Source organism: Arthrobacter sp. Y3223164 (genome assembly GCF_059091005.1).
The window spans coordinates 1-14,386 of the sequence record NZ_JBNHGF010000034.1 but is presented as its reverse complement, the minus strand read 5'-3'; the positions used below and the strand labels follow the sequence as shown (position 1 = coordinate 14,386).

The 14,386-nt window shown below is 68.1% G+C and carries 15 protein-coding genes and 2 riboswitches; of the genes, 4 read left to right on the top strand and 11 right to left on the bottom strand.

The genetic code is table 11. The features are described 5' to 3' along the window. The 4 genes from AC5RUJ_RS03825 to AC5RUJ_RS03810 form a co-directional block, all read right to left on the bottom strand. A partial coding sequence (locus tag AC5RUJ_RS03825; RefSeq protein ID WP_494155609.1) for an SDR family NAD(P)-dependent oxidoreductase occupies window positions 1-405 on the bottom strand: 405 nt, incomplete at its 3' end. Window positions 406-461: 56 nt separating this feature from the next. Next, complete coding sequence (locus AC5RUJ_RS03820; protein WP_494002047.1) at window positions 462-782, bottom strand: putative quinol monooxygenase; 321 nt, start codon at window positions 780-782, stop codon at window positions 462-464. Window positions 783-867: 85 nt separating this feature from the next. After that, on the bottom strand, window positions 868-1,413 hold the full coding sequence (locus AC5RUJ_RS03815; protein ID WP_494127733.1) for a DUF1990 domain-containing protein: 546 nt from the start codon (window positions 1,411-1,413) through the stop codon (window positions 868-870). Window positions 1,414-1,416: 3 nt separating this feature from the next. Further along, window positions 1,417-1,821, bottom strand: coding sequence for an MmcQ/YjbR family DNA-binding protein (locus AC5RUJ_RS03810; protein ID WP_494127732.1), 405 nt, complete (start codon window positions 1,819-1,821; stop codon window positions 1,417-1,419). 343 nt (window positions 1,822-2,164) lie between these two features. On the opposite strand from AC5RUJ_RS03810, the gene AC5RUJ_RS03805 reads away from it, so the two are divergent. Continuing rightward, window positions 2,165-3,004, top strand: a complete 840-nt coding sequence (locus tag AC5RUJ_RS03805; RefSeq protein WP_494013280.1) for a DUF1206 domain-containing protein — start codon at window positions 2,165-2,167, stop codon at window positions 3,002-3,004. Between the two features lie 78 nt (window positions 3,005-3,082). Here the strand turns inward: AC5RUJ_RS03805 and AC5RUJ_RS03800 are convergent, their stop codons facing one another. The 4 genes from AC5RUJ_RS03800 to AC5RUJ_RS03785 all read right to left on the bottom strand — a co-directional run bounded on the left by AC5RUJ_RS03800 (window position 3,083) and on the right by AC5RUJ_RS03785 (window position 8,977). Then, window positions 3,083-4,504: an LLM class flavin-dependent oxidoreductase gene (locus AC5RUJ_RS03800; RefSeq protein ID WP_494127731.1), complete on the bottom strand. Its 1,422-nt coding sequence runs from the start codon at window positions 4,502-4,504 to the stop codon at window positions 3,083-3,085. A gap of 88 nt (window positions 4,505-4,592) precedes the next feature. After that, window positions 4,593-4,682: riboswitch (SAM riboswitch) on the bottom strand. Between the two features lie 88 nt (window positions 4,683-4,770). Then, a complete protein-coding gene (locus tag AC5RUJ_RS03795) occupies window positions 4,771-6,234 on the bottom strand; it encodes an APC family permease (RefSeq protein WP_494127730.1) in 1,464 nt (487 codons plus the stop codon). Between the two features lie 13 nt (window positions 6,235-6,247). Continuing rightward, on the bottom strand, window positions 6,248-7,525 hold the full coding sequence (locus AC5RUJ_RS03790) for an acyl-CoA dehydrogenase family protein (RefSeq protein WP_494127729.1): 1,278 nt from the start codon (window positions 7,523-7,525) through the stop codon (window positions 6,248-6,250). A gap of 213 nt (window positions 7,526-7,738) precedes the next feature. Then, window positions 7,739-8,977: an acyl-CoA dehydrogenase family protein gene (locus AC5RUJ_RS03785; protein WP_494127728.1), complete on the bottom strand. Its 1,239-nt coding sequence runs from the start codon at window positions 8,975-8,977 to the stop codon at window positions 7,739-7,741. Window positions 8,978-9,052: 75 nt separating this feature from the next. Next, window positions 9,053-9,167, bottom strand: a riboswitch (SAM riboswitch). Between the two features lie 327 nt (window positions 9,168-9,494). On the opposite strand from AC5RUJ_RS03785, the gene AC5RUJ_RS03780 reads away from it, so the two are divergent. Beyond that, the gene (locus tag AC5RUJ_RS03780) at window positions 9,495-10,451 is read left to right on the top strand and encodes a zinc-binding dehydrogenase (RefSeq protein ID WP_494127727.1); all 957 of its coding nucleotides are present in this window, start codon (window positions 9,495-9,497) and stop codon (window positions 10,449-10,451) included. 63 nt (window positions 10,452-10,514) lie between these two features. Here AC5RUJ_RS03780 and AC5RUJ_RS03775 read toward each other — a convergent pair whose 3' ends face one another. Both AC5RUJ_RS03775 and AC5RUJ_RS03770 read right to left on the bottom strand, forming a co-directional pair. Further along, window positions 10,515-10,931, bottom strand: a complete 417-nt coding sequence (locus AC5RUJ_RS03775) for a CoA-binding protein (RefSeq protein ID WP_494127726.1) — start codon at window positions 10,929-10,931, stop codon at window positions 10,515-10,517. A gap of 138 nt (window positions 10,932-11,069) precedes the next feature. Continuing rightward, complete coding sequence (locus tag AC5RUJ_RS03770) at window positions 11,070-12,368, bottom strand: alpha/beta hydrolase (protein ID WP_494127725.1); 1,299 nt, start codon at window positions 12,366-12,368, stop codon at window positions 11,070-11,072. A gap of 119 nt (window positions 12,369-12,487) precedes the next feature. Between AC5RUJ_RS03770 and AC5RUJ_RS03765 the strand changes: the two genes are divergently transcribed. After that, window positions 12,488-13,030 (top strand): helix-turn-helix domain-containing protein, encoded by a 543-nt coding sequence (locus AC5RUJ_RS03765; RefSeq protein ID WP_494127724.1) that lies wholly within the window; start codon window positions 12,488-12,490, stop codon window positions 13,028-13,030. Window positions 13,031-13,200: 170 nt separating this feature from the next. Here the strand turns inward: AC5RUJ_RS03765 and AC5RUJ_RS03760 are convergent, their stop codons facing one another. Continuing rightward, window positions 13,201-13,566, bottom strand: a complete 366-nt coding sequence (locus AC5RUJ_RS03760; RefSeq protein ID WP_494127723.1) for a VOC family protein — start codon at window positions 13,564-13,566, stop codon at window positions 13,201-13,203. 360 nt (window positions 13,567-13,926) lie between these two features. Here AC5RUJ_RS03760 and AC5RUJ_RS03755 point away from each other — a divergent pair. Then, window positions 13,927-14,386: ATP-binding cassette domain-containing protein (locus AC5RUJ_RS03755; protein ID WP_494155608.1), on the top strand; the 460-nt coding region annotated here is incomplete at its 3' end.

Below are 14,386 nucleotides of genomic sequence, written 5' to 3'. Positions count from 1 at the left end.
GCGGCCGGCATCCGCCATCCGCCGGGCTGCCCGCTGCATGCACACGAACGCGCCGTCCAGGTCGGTGGCGACCACCCGGCGCCAGGTCTCGTAGTCCAACTCCAGGAACGGCTCCGAGGCGCCCGTGCCGGAGTTGTTGACGAACACGTCCAGTCCGCCGAGTTGCTCCGCGAGCGAATCGACCACGTCGCCGCAGCCGGGCAGGTCCGTGGTGTCCAAGTGGGCGACGGCGGCGCTGCGGCCGAGCGCGCGCACCTCCTGCGCGGTCTCTTCAGCCCCGCTTTCGTCCGAGTGCCAGGTGATCCCCACGTCCAGCCCTGCCCGGGCGAGCGCGACGGCGGTGGCCCGGCCGATGCCGGAGTCGGAACCGGTGACGATGGCGGTGCGCGGCGTGAAATTTTCCATGGGCCTATTGTGGCGAAGAACCGGCCGCTTGCCAGCCCCACCGGCCGCGCGGGCCGCTACGCGACGGTCATTTCGCCCATCAGGTCCCAGTCGTCGCCCTCGACCTGGCGGCTGATGATCCGCGGCGTTTCCTGCAGGTACTGCGGCTGCTCCTGCATGGCCTTCTTGAAGTGGTCGCTCTTCACATGCGCTTCGGCCGCGTCGTCCCGGAAGGCCTCGACCAGCACGTACTCATTGGGGTCCTCCACGCTGCGCGACCAGTCGAACCACAGGTTGCCCGGCTCGGCACGCGTCGCCTCGGTGAATTCGCGGACGAGTTCGGGGAAGTTATCGGCGTACTCGTCCTTGACCTTGAACTTGACCACAATGAAAATCACGAGGCATCAGCCTTTCTTCTGTTGGGGGTGTCTTTTCATCCTGTCATGTACCGCGCGGTCCGTCAGGTCAGGTGCGGCCAATCAGTTAGCGGCGGTGCCCGGCCTGCCCGCCGGCGAGCGCCTTGGCCGCGGCAATATAGCGCCGCGTGACCAGCCGCTGTGCGGCCTCCGCCACCGGTGCTCCTGCCCGGTAGAACCAGTTGGCATGCCGGCTGAACGCGAACACCTCGAAGACCACCCGCCCGCTCCCCTCCAGCACAGCCACAAAGCCTTCCTCCCCCGACTCCGGATGTCCAGGCAGGGTGCCGTAGCCGAAGCCCGTCCGGGTCGGCGTCCGTTCCGTCCACACCACGCGGCACGGGATGGCGAGCCGCAGCGGCCCGACGCCGAACCCGGACACCACCTCCGCGCCTTCGGCGGCCACCGGCCCCGTGGCATCGACCCGCAGCCCGGCCAGCCGATGCACTTCCCACCCCATCAGCCCCTCGGCCAGCCGGTGAAAAGCGTCTTCCCCCTCACCGACACCGACTCGCTCGTCGACGACCCGGTATCCCGGCGGCGAGGTGCGCTCCCGGCTCAACCCCACGCCGTCGTACGTCAGCGGAACCCCGCCCAGGTCCTCGGCCCTCACCGCTCAGCCCTGCAGCGCATCGTCGCCCCTGGCCAGGCCCATCCAGCCCAGCATCTCGCGGTCGCGGTGCGGCAGCGACGCCACCACCAGGTCGTAGGAGTCCTCGATCATGTCCCGCAGCATGTCGTCGGGCAGCCCGCCGTCGCAGCGCACGCCGTTCCAGTGCGTTTTGTTCATGTGATAGGCACCCGTGATCTCCGGATGCGCCGCGCGGAGCTGCTGCGCCAGCACCGGTTCGCACTTGAGGCTGATGCTCAGCCGCGGCGCCTGCAGGTCCGAGAGCGCGAACATCTTCGCCGCTCGGCCTGCCGCCCGGACCTTGAACACCGACGACTCGGGCCCAAACGGGAAGTCCTCGAACGCCCCGGGCAGGGACAGGCAGAATGCGCGCAGGGCGGTTGCGTCCATGGGCACGAGCCTACTGCTCCCGGCCCGCGCCGGTCACGGTTCTGCGCAGATCGACGTACCACCCGGCCTCCGTGCCTCGCCCCGCCCGTGCCTCGCCCCGCCCGAGCGTCGCCCGCGCCGCTCACGGTTCTGCGGAGATCGACGTGCCCACCCGGCCTCCGTGCCCCGCCCCACCCGAGCCTGGCCCGACGCCCCCTGGACCGCATCCCGCCCTAGTTCCGCCCGGTGCGCGGCGGCAACTTCGGTGGCAGGATGGTTTCACAGTTGTTTCACGGGGAACGACGGCGGGCTTCGGTGCCGCCGGCGGGTTTCGGAACGGGCGACGGCTCTGGAGAGGAGACCCATGTCAGACACCGGCAGGGAAGCGAAGCGGGCGGCCGGCAGGGCCAAGGACAAGACCGAGGTCGCCGCCAATTCCAAGGCGTTCGAGCGGGTGGCGCGGTTCGGTTACGTGGCCAGCGGCCTGCTGCACGTGCTGATCGGCGCGATCGCGCTCCGGCTCGCCTTCGGCGGAGGCGGCGAGGCGGACCAGACCGGGGCCGCCTCAAGCCTGGCGAAGACTCCGGGCGGGATGTTCCTGCTCTGGGCGGGCATGCTTGCCGCCGCCGCCCTGGCCTTGTGGCAGATCAGCGAGGCGGTGTTCGGCGGCCGCGGCCGGGAGGCAAAGAAGAGGTGGGGCTACCGGGCGAAGTCCGTGGGACTGGCCATCGCGTACACGGTGGTGGCGGTATCGTTCGGCAGCTTCGCGCTGGGTTCCGGCGCCGACAGCAGCCAGAGTTCCCAGGACGCCAGCACCAGGCTGATGCAGTGGCCGGGCGGTGCCGTTGTCCTGTTCCTGATTGGCGCCGTCATCATGGGCGCCGGCGTCTTTTACGTGTACAAGGGCCTGAAGAAGAAGTTCCTGGACGACCTCAAACGGCTCCCCAGGGGCAGCACCGGCACCGCCGTGACGTGGACCGGCGTCGTGGGTTATGCGGGCAAGGGGCTGGCACTGTTCGTGCTGGGGCTGCTGTTGGCGGTGGCCGCGGTGCAGCACGACCCGCAGGAGGTCAAGGGGTTGGACGGGGCGCTCAAGGCGCTGCGTGATCAGGCCTTCGGCCCGGCCGCACTCGCCGTCGTCGCCGTTGGCCTGATCTGTTACGGCCTCTACATGGGCGCCCGGGCGCGCTACGCGAAGATGTAGGCACCGGAGAACGACGGCGGTGCGCCTCCCCGTGGGCCAGGCGCACCGCCGTCGTTGTTTAGATGGTTCTGCCCGTGCCTAAGCTCGGTGGGCCAGCGCGTTCTGCAGGCGGAAGCCAGCGGCCCGGTGGTTCTCCGGCAGCTTGTCGCCGCGGCCGAAGAGCTTGTTGCGCAGGGTCCCCGGCGCGTACTCCGTGGGGTAGGCGCCCAGCTTCTGCAGTTCCGGCACGACGAATTCCACGATGTCCTCGAAGGTGCCCGGGGTGATCGCGTAGGCCAGGTTGAACCCGTCCACGTCGGTCTCGTCGACCCACTCCACGAGCTTGGCGGCTACCTCCGCGCCGGAGCCGACGGTGATCGGGCCGAAACCGCCGACGCCGACCCATTCGGCCAGCTGGCGGATGGTCCACGGCTTGCCGCTGTCGCCGGAGGCCTTCTGGAAGGTCTCCACGGAGGACTGGATGGCGTTGGACTTCACGTTTTCGCCAATCACGTCATCCGGGCCGTAGGTGGAGAGGTCCACGCCCATCCAGCCGGAGATCAGCGCCAGCGCCCCGTTGATGTCTGCGTAGGACTTGTAGTCCTCGAATTTGGCCTGCGCGGCGGCGGTGTCGGGCCCGGTCACCACGGTCTGCATCGCGTAGATGCGGACGTCGTAGCGGTCGCGTCCGGCCGCCTCCACGGCGTCGCGGATCTTCTTCACCGATGCGGCCAGCATCTCCTTGGTCGGGCAGGTCACGAACACCGCCTCGGCGTTCCCGGCGGCGAACTCGGTGCCGCGCTTGGAAGCCCCGGCCTGGAAGATGACCGGGGTGCGCTGCGGGCTCGGCTCGGTGATGGCGATGCCGGGAACCTTAAAGTACTTGCCCTCGTGCCGAATCTCGTGGACCTTCGCCGGGTCGGTGAAGACGCCGGTCTCCACGTCCTTGACCACCGCGTCGTCCTCCCACGAGCCCTCGAGCAGCTTGTAGATGACCTCGAGGTATTCGTCCGCGTGGTTGTAGCGCTCGTCGTGCTCCAGCTGGTCTTCCTGGCCCATGTTGCGCGCCGCCGAGGGCAGGTAACCGGTGACCACGTTCCAGCCGACCCGCCCGTTGGTCAGGTGGTCCAGCGTGGCCAGGCGGCGGGCGAACGGGTAGGGGTGCTCGTAGGCGGTGCCGGCGGTGACGCCGAAGCCGAGGTTTTCGGTCACCGCGGCCATCGCCGAGACCAGCATGAACGGATCGTTCACGGGGACCTGTGTGCCGGCGCGCAGCGTGGTCTCGTTGGAGGATCCGAAGACGTCGTAGGTGCCGAGCACGTCGGCGATGAACAGGCCGTCGAACAGGCCCTTTTCCAGCACCTTGGCCAGGTGGGTCCAGTAGCCGATGGTGTTGTAGGTGGGGGACTTGTCCTGCGGGTGGCGCCACAGTCCGGGCGACTGATGGCCCACGCAGTTCATGTCGAAGGCGTTGAAGCGAACTTGGCGCCGGGGGTTGGGCTGCGGGTTGTTTACGGTCATGTCAGGCTCCTTTTCTGATGAGAAGAGCCCGCGCCAGCCCTCCGTCGGGCATGCGGCTGCCAACGGAAGACCAACGAGAGATCGAGCTTCTCCATCGGTCCTGGCGGTAGCACCTTCCTCAGGGAGGGGGTTGCTGCGGCGTCAACAAGCCAGGTCTCTCGGCCGCTCTGGATGGGTACCCCTCCATTGGACACCCGGGGGCGTCCGGAGGGAAATGTTCCGCGTCACGCGGAGTAAGAATTACGACGCGTTACGCCGGGTATAAATCACGACGCCGGTGCGGAGCCGGCTTTGGTCTGCGGACGCTTCCATCCCGCCACCGCTCCGGCCCCCAGGCAGACAAGAATCAGGACGACGACGGCGATCGCCAGCGGCACACTGTTGCCGACCAGGGTGGGCAGGTTCTGCAGGATCAGGCCCAGGATGGCCAGCAGCCCGAGGAGTCCGAGAGCCGGGGCGACCGAGCGCTTCCAGTCGCGGGCCGGTGCGCCCTGCCGGCGGAAGAAAACCAGCACCGCGATGCTGGTGACCGTCATCAGCACCACCACGCCCAGGGAGGCGAAACCGGCAAACCAGGTGTAGAACTGCACGATGGGGTCCCAGCCGGCCACCACCGCGGCCAGCAGGAACAGGGCCACCACTCCGGTCGAAGCGGCCGAGGCCAGATGTGGCGAGTGGTGCCGGGTGTGCGTGCCGGCCAGCTTGGCGGGGAAAATGCCTTGTCCGGCGATCTGGAAGAAATAGCGTGAGCTGATGTTGTGCAGGGACAGGATGCAGGCGAACAGGCTGCTGGCCAGCAGTACCTGGATGACGTGGCTGCCCGCGGTTCCGAGGTAGAGCGCGGTAGTCTCCGAGAGCAAGGTGCCGGGCGCGTCCGTGGCCTTTTGGACGATGCCCTCGTCGCCCCACACGCTGATCAGCAGCCAGCTGGAGAGCGCGTAGAAGCCGCCCACCACGATGAGGGCTACATAGGTGGCGCGCGGGATCGTCTTGTCCGGGTCCCGTGCCTCGTCGCGAAACACGGCGGTGGCCTCGAAGCCAATGAAACTCAGGATGGCGAACAACAGCGCGATGCCGGGCGCCCCGGACAGCACGGTCGACGGAGTGACGAACCCGGTGGACAGGCCCTCTCGACCGCCGCCGCCAAAAATTACGGCAGCGTCCAAAACCAGCACGATCAGCACCTCGGCGACCAGCAGTACCCCCAGCACCTTGCCGGAGAGCTCGATGTTGCGGTGGCCCAGCCAGGCGACGGCGGCCAGGGCGGCAGCGGCCCATGCCCACCATGGCAGTGCCGGCCCGCCGTAGGCGCGCACCACTTCGTCGACGGCCGGCGCCAGCAGGCCGTAGACGCCGGCTTCCAGCGCGAGGTAGGAGAGCAGGGCCACGAAGGCCGCCCCCAGGCCCGCCCTGCGGCCGAGGCCTTTGCCGACGTAGCTGAAGAACGCGCCGGCCGTTGGCACGTGCGGTGTCATGGTGGTGAAGCCGACGGCAAACAACAGCAGGATGGCCATGGCCAGCAGGTAGATGAAGGGAAGGCCGGCGCCGTTGCCGCTGACGATGGCCAGCGGGACGGTTCCGCCGATGACGCCCAGTGGCGACGCGGCGGCCAGCACGATGAGCACGATGCTGGCGACGCCCAGCCGGCCGGAGAGCCGTGGAGCACCGGCATTGGCGGCCGCGGCGGTCTCGGGTGCGGCGAGGGTTGGGTTATTGACGGATACGGACATAGTTGGCTTCTTCCTAGAAGGCCGCGGAGCGGGTGGCTTGGCTGGCTGGACGGGCGCCGTCGCTCTGTGGCTGACGCGCGGCGTCGGCATTGGCCTCGCCAATCGTCCAGACGTACGGGGGCTCGGCGCCGTTGACTTCCCAGTCGCCGATGATCCGGGCCTTATAGATGAACGGGTTGTGCGTGGCCACGGTGCGGGCGTTGCGCCAGTGCCGGTCCAGTGCCTTGTCCGTGCTGGTCGAGGAGGCACCGAGCGCGTTGAAAAGGGCGCCTGCGGCGTCCGGGACCAAGGCGCTGAGCACAATCTGCGCCCGGCCCGATTCCAGTTCGACGGCGATGTTGGCCGCCTTCTCGGCGTCGGCGTCTGACTGCCGCGAGGCGAAGACGCGGTCCAGGCTGCGGGCAACGCCGAGCGTGGTTGCCTTCGCGGCGTAGGCCTTGGCGCTGATTTCGCCGACCACCTGCAGGACCTGCGCGTCGTGCCGAACCAGCGGGGCGTTTCCGTGGCCGAACACCCGCTTGCGGTCCCGTACGTTCTCTGCGGCTTCGCTGGTGACGGCCTGAGCGATGCCGGCCAGGGTCACCAGCAGGATGTGCTGGTAGAGCGCCGTCTGGTACGGGAAGCGGTCGGCGAAGGCGGACACGTTGGCAGGGTCCACCACAGCGTCGGTAAACACGGTGGTGCCGCTGCCGGTGAGCCGCTGGCCGAAACCGTCCCAGTCGTCGAAGGTTTCCACGCCCGGCGTCTTGGTGGAGATGATCACCGAGACATCGGAGCCGTCCGGGCGCTTGGCGGTGACGTCGATCCAGTCCGCGAAGATGGTGCCGGTGGTGTAGAACTTGCGGCCGTTCAGCAGCAGCTTGCCGCCGGTCTCGGACAGCACGGTGGCGGTTCCCCCGGCGCCCGGTTCGGTCCAGGCGTTGCCGGCCAGCTCGCCGGACGCGAAGCGCCGCAGCCAGGCGCCGCGGTCAGAGGTGCGGCCGTTGTGGTACAGGTTCTCCTCCACCAAGGCAATGTGCGAACGCAGCGCCTGCGGAATGTTGCTGTCCGCGGCGGCCAACTCGATCAGGAGCCGGGTGAACTCTTCCCAGTCCAGCCCGTCGCCGCCAAGTTCGGCGGGGATCCGTGTGGCGCCAAAACCGGCGTCCTTCAGCCAGCCGATCTGCTCAAACGGCAGCTTGCGGGTGAGCTCGCGGCTTAACGCCCCGGCGGCGATGCGCGCGAAGATCGGACGGTACTTGGCGGCCGCGGCGTCGAAGGCCGTGGCGAGGTTGTCGAGTGTTTCAGTCATGGTGGTTCTCCTGGAGGTTTCGCCGTGAGGGCGTCAGATGAGGCCCTCAGGTTTCGGGCAGTGGTGATGGGGCGCCCGGGTTGCGGGCACCGGTGATGGGGCCCCGCGGGTTGGGGCCCCGCGGGTTGGGGCCATCGGTGGTGGGCCCGCGGATGGCGGGCAGCATGAGGTGACCCGCGGGCTGCTGCAGGGGTGTGCGGCGTTCCGCGCGGCTTAGGTGTAGAGCGAAATCGGCTGGACGTCGCCGAGCAGGTAGTTGGCGCCGACCTCGACCTTCTTGTAGTCGACCGGATCGTGCAGGGTGTGCGTGCGGATGTTGCGCCAGAAAATGTCCAGCCCGACCTCGGTTTTCGCGGAGGACGAGCCGGTGGTCTCGAAGATCCGGTTCGCCACGTCCACGCCCACCTCGGTGGACACGACCTTGAGCCGCGCAATCTCGAGCGCGATGTCCGCCCGGGCTTCCGCGCTCAACTGCGCGCCGGCGGCAATAACAGCGTCGAACCTGGCGTTCGTCCGGTCGGCCAGGGCCTCCACCGCGGCAACCCGCGACACCAGCTCGCCGTAGACCCGCTGCGTCAGCGGATCCTGGGCATAGGTCTCCTGCGTGCTGAGGAACCAGGAGTTCCGGCGCGCCAGCGTGATCCGGCGTCCGCGGTCCAGCGCCCCCTGCGCGATGCCCAGGTAGAGGCTGCCGAAGGCCAGCTGGATGTACGGGGTAACCAGCGTGGAGAAAGGCTCCTCCCCTACCTCGCCGATGATGTCCGCTTCGGTGACCTGCACGCCGTCGTACTTCACCGAGCCACTGGCCGAGAGCCGCTGTCCGAGCGCATCCCAGTCCCCGAGGTATCCGATGCCCGTTCGGTCATGCTCCAGCGCGAGGGCCAGGAACTTGCCCCGCTCGGGTCCGGCCGCGATCACGGCGTTGACCAGGATGGCGTCGCCGACGGAAGCGCCGGTGGAGAAGTGCTTGGTGCCGTTCAGCCGGAAGCCGTCGCCGTCGGGAACAAGTTCCAGATTTGGGTCCACCGGGTTCACGGAGTCGCCCCAGGACCAGCGGCCCCGAGCGGAGCGGCGGAGCAGTCGTTCCTGGACCTGCGCATCACCGTAGAACACGACGGCGCCCAGGTTGGCGTAGTGGTAACCGAGTATTTGCGCGATCGACGCGTCGGTGCGGGCCAGGATGCGCACGGCGTGCAGCGCGCTCTCCCAGTGCCCGCCCTCGCCGCCCCAGTCGGCCGGGATGATCAGGTTGAGCAGGCCCGAGTTGCGCAGCAGCTCCACCTCGGCGTGCGGGTCGGCGTTGCGTCGGTCGCGCTCCAGCACGTCCGGGGCCAGCGCGGCGGCAACGCCTTCGGCTACTTGCTGCCAGTGGGCCAGTTCCTCGGCGGTAGCCTGTCCGGCCCACGGGGCTGGGCGGGTTTGCGGGTTGTTGGCGGTCACGACGGCGGTCATGTTGGCTCCTCACGGCGGGGCTCCCATCCGGACCCGCGGCGCAGCAACCGTCACGGTTGGGGCGCATCCCGGAGGGGGCCGTACTTGCCGGGCACGGTGTTGTGCGCGGCCGGATCCTCATCTGGGGCACCCCGCTACGGGAGAGGGTTGCCGCCCAACCAGCCAGAGCTTGTCGTTGGGACTCTTGATCTCGGAGTCGAGTATGCCGGGGCCGATCCGGTGCAGGGAAGCACATGACAGGCCATGACATTCTGCTGCCGTTTGTTACGGAAACCGCTTCTGATGACGACGACGGCCCGTCGCCCCAGCCGGCTCCGGGGGCTGGGGCCGGCAGGCGTCCGCCCGGCTCCACGGGCTGGGGCTGCAGGCTTCCGCCCGGCGCATTAAGCCGTGCGCATTCCTCTGCGCGGCTGTCCCCTACTGGCCTGGTTACGAGGGGACTACCGTGGAGGTGCACTGCCAATATGGCCGGGCCGGGACGGGCACCGTCCGCTGGCCGTCGTACGGGAGGTTCATCATGAAGGCATGGCAATTTGTCGGCACGAAGAAGCCGCTGGAGCTTAATGAGGTTCAGGAACCCCACGCTGGCCCCGGTGAAGTGGTCGTCGACGTCAAGGCGTCGGGGGTCTGTCACTCGGACGTCTCGACGCTCGATGATCCGGGATGGATGGCGCTGTTCCAGCACGGCCTGCCCCGCACCATGGGCCATGAATCCGCCGGCGTTATCAGCGAGGTCGGCGAGGGCATGGACCATTGGAAGATTGGCGACCGCGTAGGCCTCTCTCCGGTGATGTCGGACGGGGACGCATTGGGTTACGGGAAGTGGGATGGAGGCTTCGCCGCCAAGCTTCGCGCGACCGACGACAATCTCGTCGCCCTGCCCGACGAAGTGCCGTTCGACCTCGGCGCGATGGCGACCGACGCCGGCTTGACCGCCTACCATGCCATGATGGCGGTCGGCGGGGCGAAGAACGGCATGAAGGTCGGCGTCATCGGCCTGGGCGGACTGGGCTACATCGGTGCACGCTGTGCCGCGTTGGTCGGCGCCGAGGTGTACGGCGCCGAGGTCAATCCGGAAACCCAGAAACTGGCCGACGAGATCGGATTGGCTGGCGTCGGCGCCTCGATCGAAGAGTTCAAGGACAAGAACCTGGAGCTGATCGTGGACTACGCCGGCTTCGGCACCACGACCTCGGCCGCCATCGAAACCCTCGCTGAGTTCGGCACCCTGGTTCAGGTGGGCATGGGCCGGTTGGAATCGACCATCAATACCTACCCGATCATCATCAACCAGCTCACCATCAGGGGCTCAAAGTCCGGTACCAAGGAGGATCTTGCCGGCATCTACGAGCTGATGAAGAGTGGCCAGCTCAAACCACCCATGAACCACATCAAGCATGCCGACATTCCCGGCGCAATCGACAAGCTTCGCGCGGGAGGCGTCGTCGGCCGCTTCATCGCTGTGTACGAGTGATGCGGGGACTCGAGGCGGCCGTCCGAAGGCGGGGCAGGGCTGACCGCAGCCCGTGAGCTGCTGTTATAAACCGAAGCGCGGGGCCTCGATGGCCGGGCAGGTATCCATGACGACGTCCAGCCCGGCCGCCTTGGCCCGTTCCGCGGCGGCTTCGTCGATCACGCCCAGCTGGAGCCACACCGCCTTGGCACCGACTTCGATGGCCTGGTCCACCACCGGGCCGACCTTCTGCGAGTTCACGAAGCAGTCCACCACGTCGATCTCGCCGGGAATGTCCCCGAGCTTTTGGTAACCGGTCAGGCCGAGGACGTCGTCGCCCTGCAGGTTGACGGGGACGACTTCCATGTCCAGTTGGTCCATCAGGTACCGGGAGATGCGCATGGCCACCCGGTGCGGGTTCGTGGACAGGCCGACGACGGCCCAGCGGCCGGGGTTTTCGAGCAGCCGCCGGACGACTTCGGGGTCATTCTGGTGTGCCATGGCTCGACCCTACCCGCGACTCTTCGGCACCGGAACCGCCGCCGGCCCTCTCCCCCTCAGCCGCCCTCATCGAGGAGTCGGCAGGCGCCCTCAACCCGTCGGTTTAAGGGCGCCAGCTGAACAGTCGATGGTTTGGGGCTAGCCAGCCAACCGGGCCGCCGCTGCGTCGGCGTGCTCCGCCACCCAGTTCCCCACCAGTTCCAGCACTTCAGCGTCCACGGGCTCGCGGATCTGGCGCTTGTAGTCGGAGAGGGTCGGAACCTTCGGGTCGCGGCGCAGCAGGTGCGACAGGTCCTCGATCTTCCTCGTGGTCACCGGGCCGGGGACAGTGGCCGCGATGATGTCCAGGTCGGCCGGGTCCACCTGCACGTCCTTGGCGCCCGTGATGGCCAGCACCGGCATGTGCAGGCGCTCCAAGTTCGGAACGGGGTCGAAGTCGAGGAACTCCCGATGCCACAGCGCGTTGATCTTGCGGCCCTGCATGCGCACCACGTCCTCGGTGGTGAGCCGAAGTTTTTCCACCGACTTCGCCTGCACCTTGACCAGGTCCTGGCGGAAAAGCTTCAGCAGCAAGCGCGGGAAGGCGGGCAGCGAGTCGCTGATCTGGGCCGTCTGCCACCTGCCTGTCTCAAAGCCTGTCTGCGCCGAGGCTGAAAGCAGCACAGCCCCATCCACCCGTGTACCGGACTCTGCCGCCACGGCCGCCGCGTGGTAGCTGCCTTCGCTGTGGCCGACCAGGAACACCGGGAGGCCCGCGGCCTTTTGGGCGGCCATCCAGCGGAGGGCGGCCGCGGCGTCGTCGGTGTTCTGACGGAAGCCGGCCGCCCAGAAGGTTCCTTCCGAGTCGCCGGTACCGCGCTTGTCGTAGCGCAGGGAAGCGATTCCGTGGCCGGCAAGTGCCGTCGCCAAGTCACGGCTGATGCCCAACGGCATCCGTTTGTGGTCGGCATTGCGGTCGATCGGTCCCGAGCCCGGCAGGATCAGCGCGGCGCCGCGGACCGTTCCGGCCGGTTCAGCCCAGGTTCCCGTCAGCTGAACGGTCCCGGACGGGAAGCTGATCACTTCTTCGGTGAACGCCTGACCGGCGGGCAGGCCGGCGGCCTTCCGGATCCGGGCCGCAACTTCCTCGGCATCGGGAAGCGACACGACCACCCGGGCGTACTTTTGCCCGTCCAGGTCAAGCTGAACTGCCGGGGTGCCGCGGCGGGCGACGGCGAGGGTCTTGCCGCGGCCGCGCCACGTTCCCACCCGAGTCCGTCCCGGGATCGCAAGCCCGGGAGCCCGCCATCCGTGGACGCCGTCGAACGCATACGCGAGCACCCGGACGGAGGTCACCGCGGACAGCGGGAATCGCTGGTCGCCGAGCAGCCCCGCAACTTTCTCGAATCGATCCAGCTCCAGCAGAACCTCCTTGTTCTCCACCACTATCGCCGCCACCGCGCCTCCCTTCGGGTCGTTTATTGCTCGTGTCTTGGTCGTCGGTCGCCCATTTGGTTACCGGACAGTACGATTATTATCAGTTGCAGGAACAATGTCAACTGTGAGAACGTTGAGCCATGTCCTCCTCACAGAGCGCCGACCTGATCCTGCACCCCGTACGCCTGCGGATCGTCCAGACGCTGCTGGGCAACCGTGAGCTGACCACGGCGGAGATCTCCGCCGAACTCCCCGACATTCCCACCGCGACGCTTTACCGGCACATAAGCACGCTCTCCAAGGCCGGCGTGCTGGCGGTGGCCCAGGAGAGACCGGTTCGCGGCACCACCGAACGTACCTTTCGACTGGACGTAGCCAGGAGTTCAGTGGCCGAGGACGATCTGGCGTCCATGACGGCCGATGACCACCGGCGCGGCTTCATGGCCTTTGCGGCCGGGCTGCTGGGTGCCTTCGACCAATACATCTCCGGGGGGAATCCGGACTTCGTGCGCGACGGGGCCGGTTACCGGCAGACCGCCCTCTGGATGACGGACGAAGAGTTCGAGGATTTCACCTCCGCCATCAGGGCTGCCGCAGAGAAGGTGGTGGCCAACGGCCCTGAAAAGGGGCGGCACCGCCGTTTGTTCTCCACGGTCCTCATCCCGGCGGATCCGCCCGCCTGACTGACCGCCCCGCCGGGCCCGCCCCGGGAGCAACGTCCAACATCGGCGGCACATGGGCGGGAGGAGACGGCGGCGTCGTCGGCTGGCTATGAAAGGAGGCAGCGACGCCGGCGACACCCGAGCGAACGGGGGCATCGCCGTCGTGATGGCCCCGAGGGGGCGGGCCGGCGTTACGCGTCCCAGCAGAGGCAGAAGGGGTGTCCGGCGGGGTCGGCGTACACCTGGAACCCCGAGGCGGACGCCGGGTCATCGGCCGGCTTCAGCAGCTTGGCACCCAGGGACGTCGCCTGTTCATGGGCGGCCGCGAGATCGTCTATGTAGAGGTCCAGGTGGATCTGCTGCGGCGTCCCGTCCGGCCAGTCGGGCGGGATGTGGTCGGGCGCAAGCTGGAATCCCAGCCGCGATTCGCCGTCCACCATGACCGTGTGCCAGTCGTCTTCGGCCTCGACCGTCCCGTCCAAGAGGCCGGCCCAGAAGGTGCTCTCCGCCGCGAGGTCGGCGGCGTCGAACACGATGATCTCTCTGCTGATTTTCATGCGGTCATCCTGCCACTGAGCCGAAGTTGCGTCCATGGTTAGCGGGGATGCGCCTGTTTCCCCGGCGGGTTCCCCACGAGTGGTTCGCGCCTTTGTTACGGCAGATTGTCATTCCGCCTTTGTTACGGGTCATTATTACGGGCAGTTTGCCGGGAGCCCCGCCCGTGCCGTTTAGTTGGTGGTGACCATCCCGAGCGGCCGAGAGACCTGGATCGACGACGCCGCAGCAACCCTGGTCACCGGAAGCCCACCCAGGCTGCCGGTGATAACGAGGTGACAAGCCACGGGTACGGCCGGCGATTGCCGGGCCGCACGGCTTGATCCGTAGGGTGCTACTGCCAGGATCGATGGAGTGATCCCATGACTGCCGTACTGTCGTCGTCCCGCCACGCGGCTCCCGTTGCCGCTGCACCCGCGGCCCGTTCCGACTCCGCGCTGGCCGTTTCCTTTCGCGCCCTGAACCGCACGTTCGGCACGGGAGCACAGGCCCACACCGTGCTGCGCGACGTGAACTTCGAGGTCCGTCCCGGCGAGGTGCTGGCCATCCTGGGCCCGTCAGGCTGCGGCAAGTCCACCTTGCTCCGCGCCACCGCAGGCCTCGACGCGCCCAGCGCCGGCGCGGTGGAAATCGACGGCACTCCGGTCCAGGGCATCGACTCCCGCTGCGCCGTCGCGTTCCAGGAACCCCGGCTGCTGCCGTGGCACACCCTGCAGGCCAACGTGGCCATCGGCCTGCCCAAGAGCTCCAGCGCCAAGCAGGGCAAGTCCAAGGTCGCCCGGCTGCTGGACCTGGTCGGCCTGGCCGCCTTCGCCAAGCACC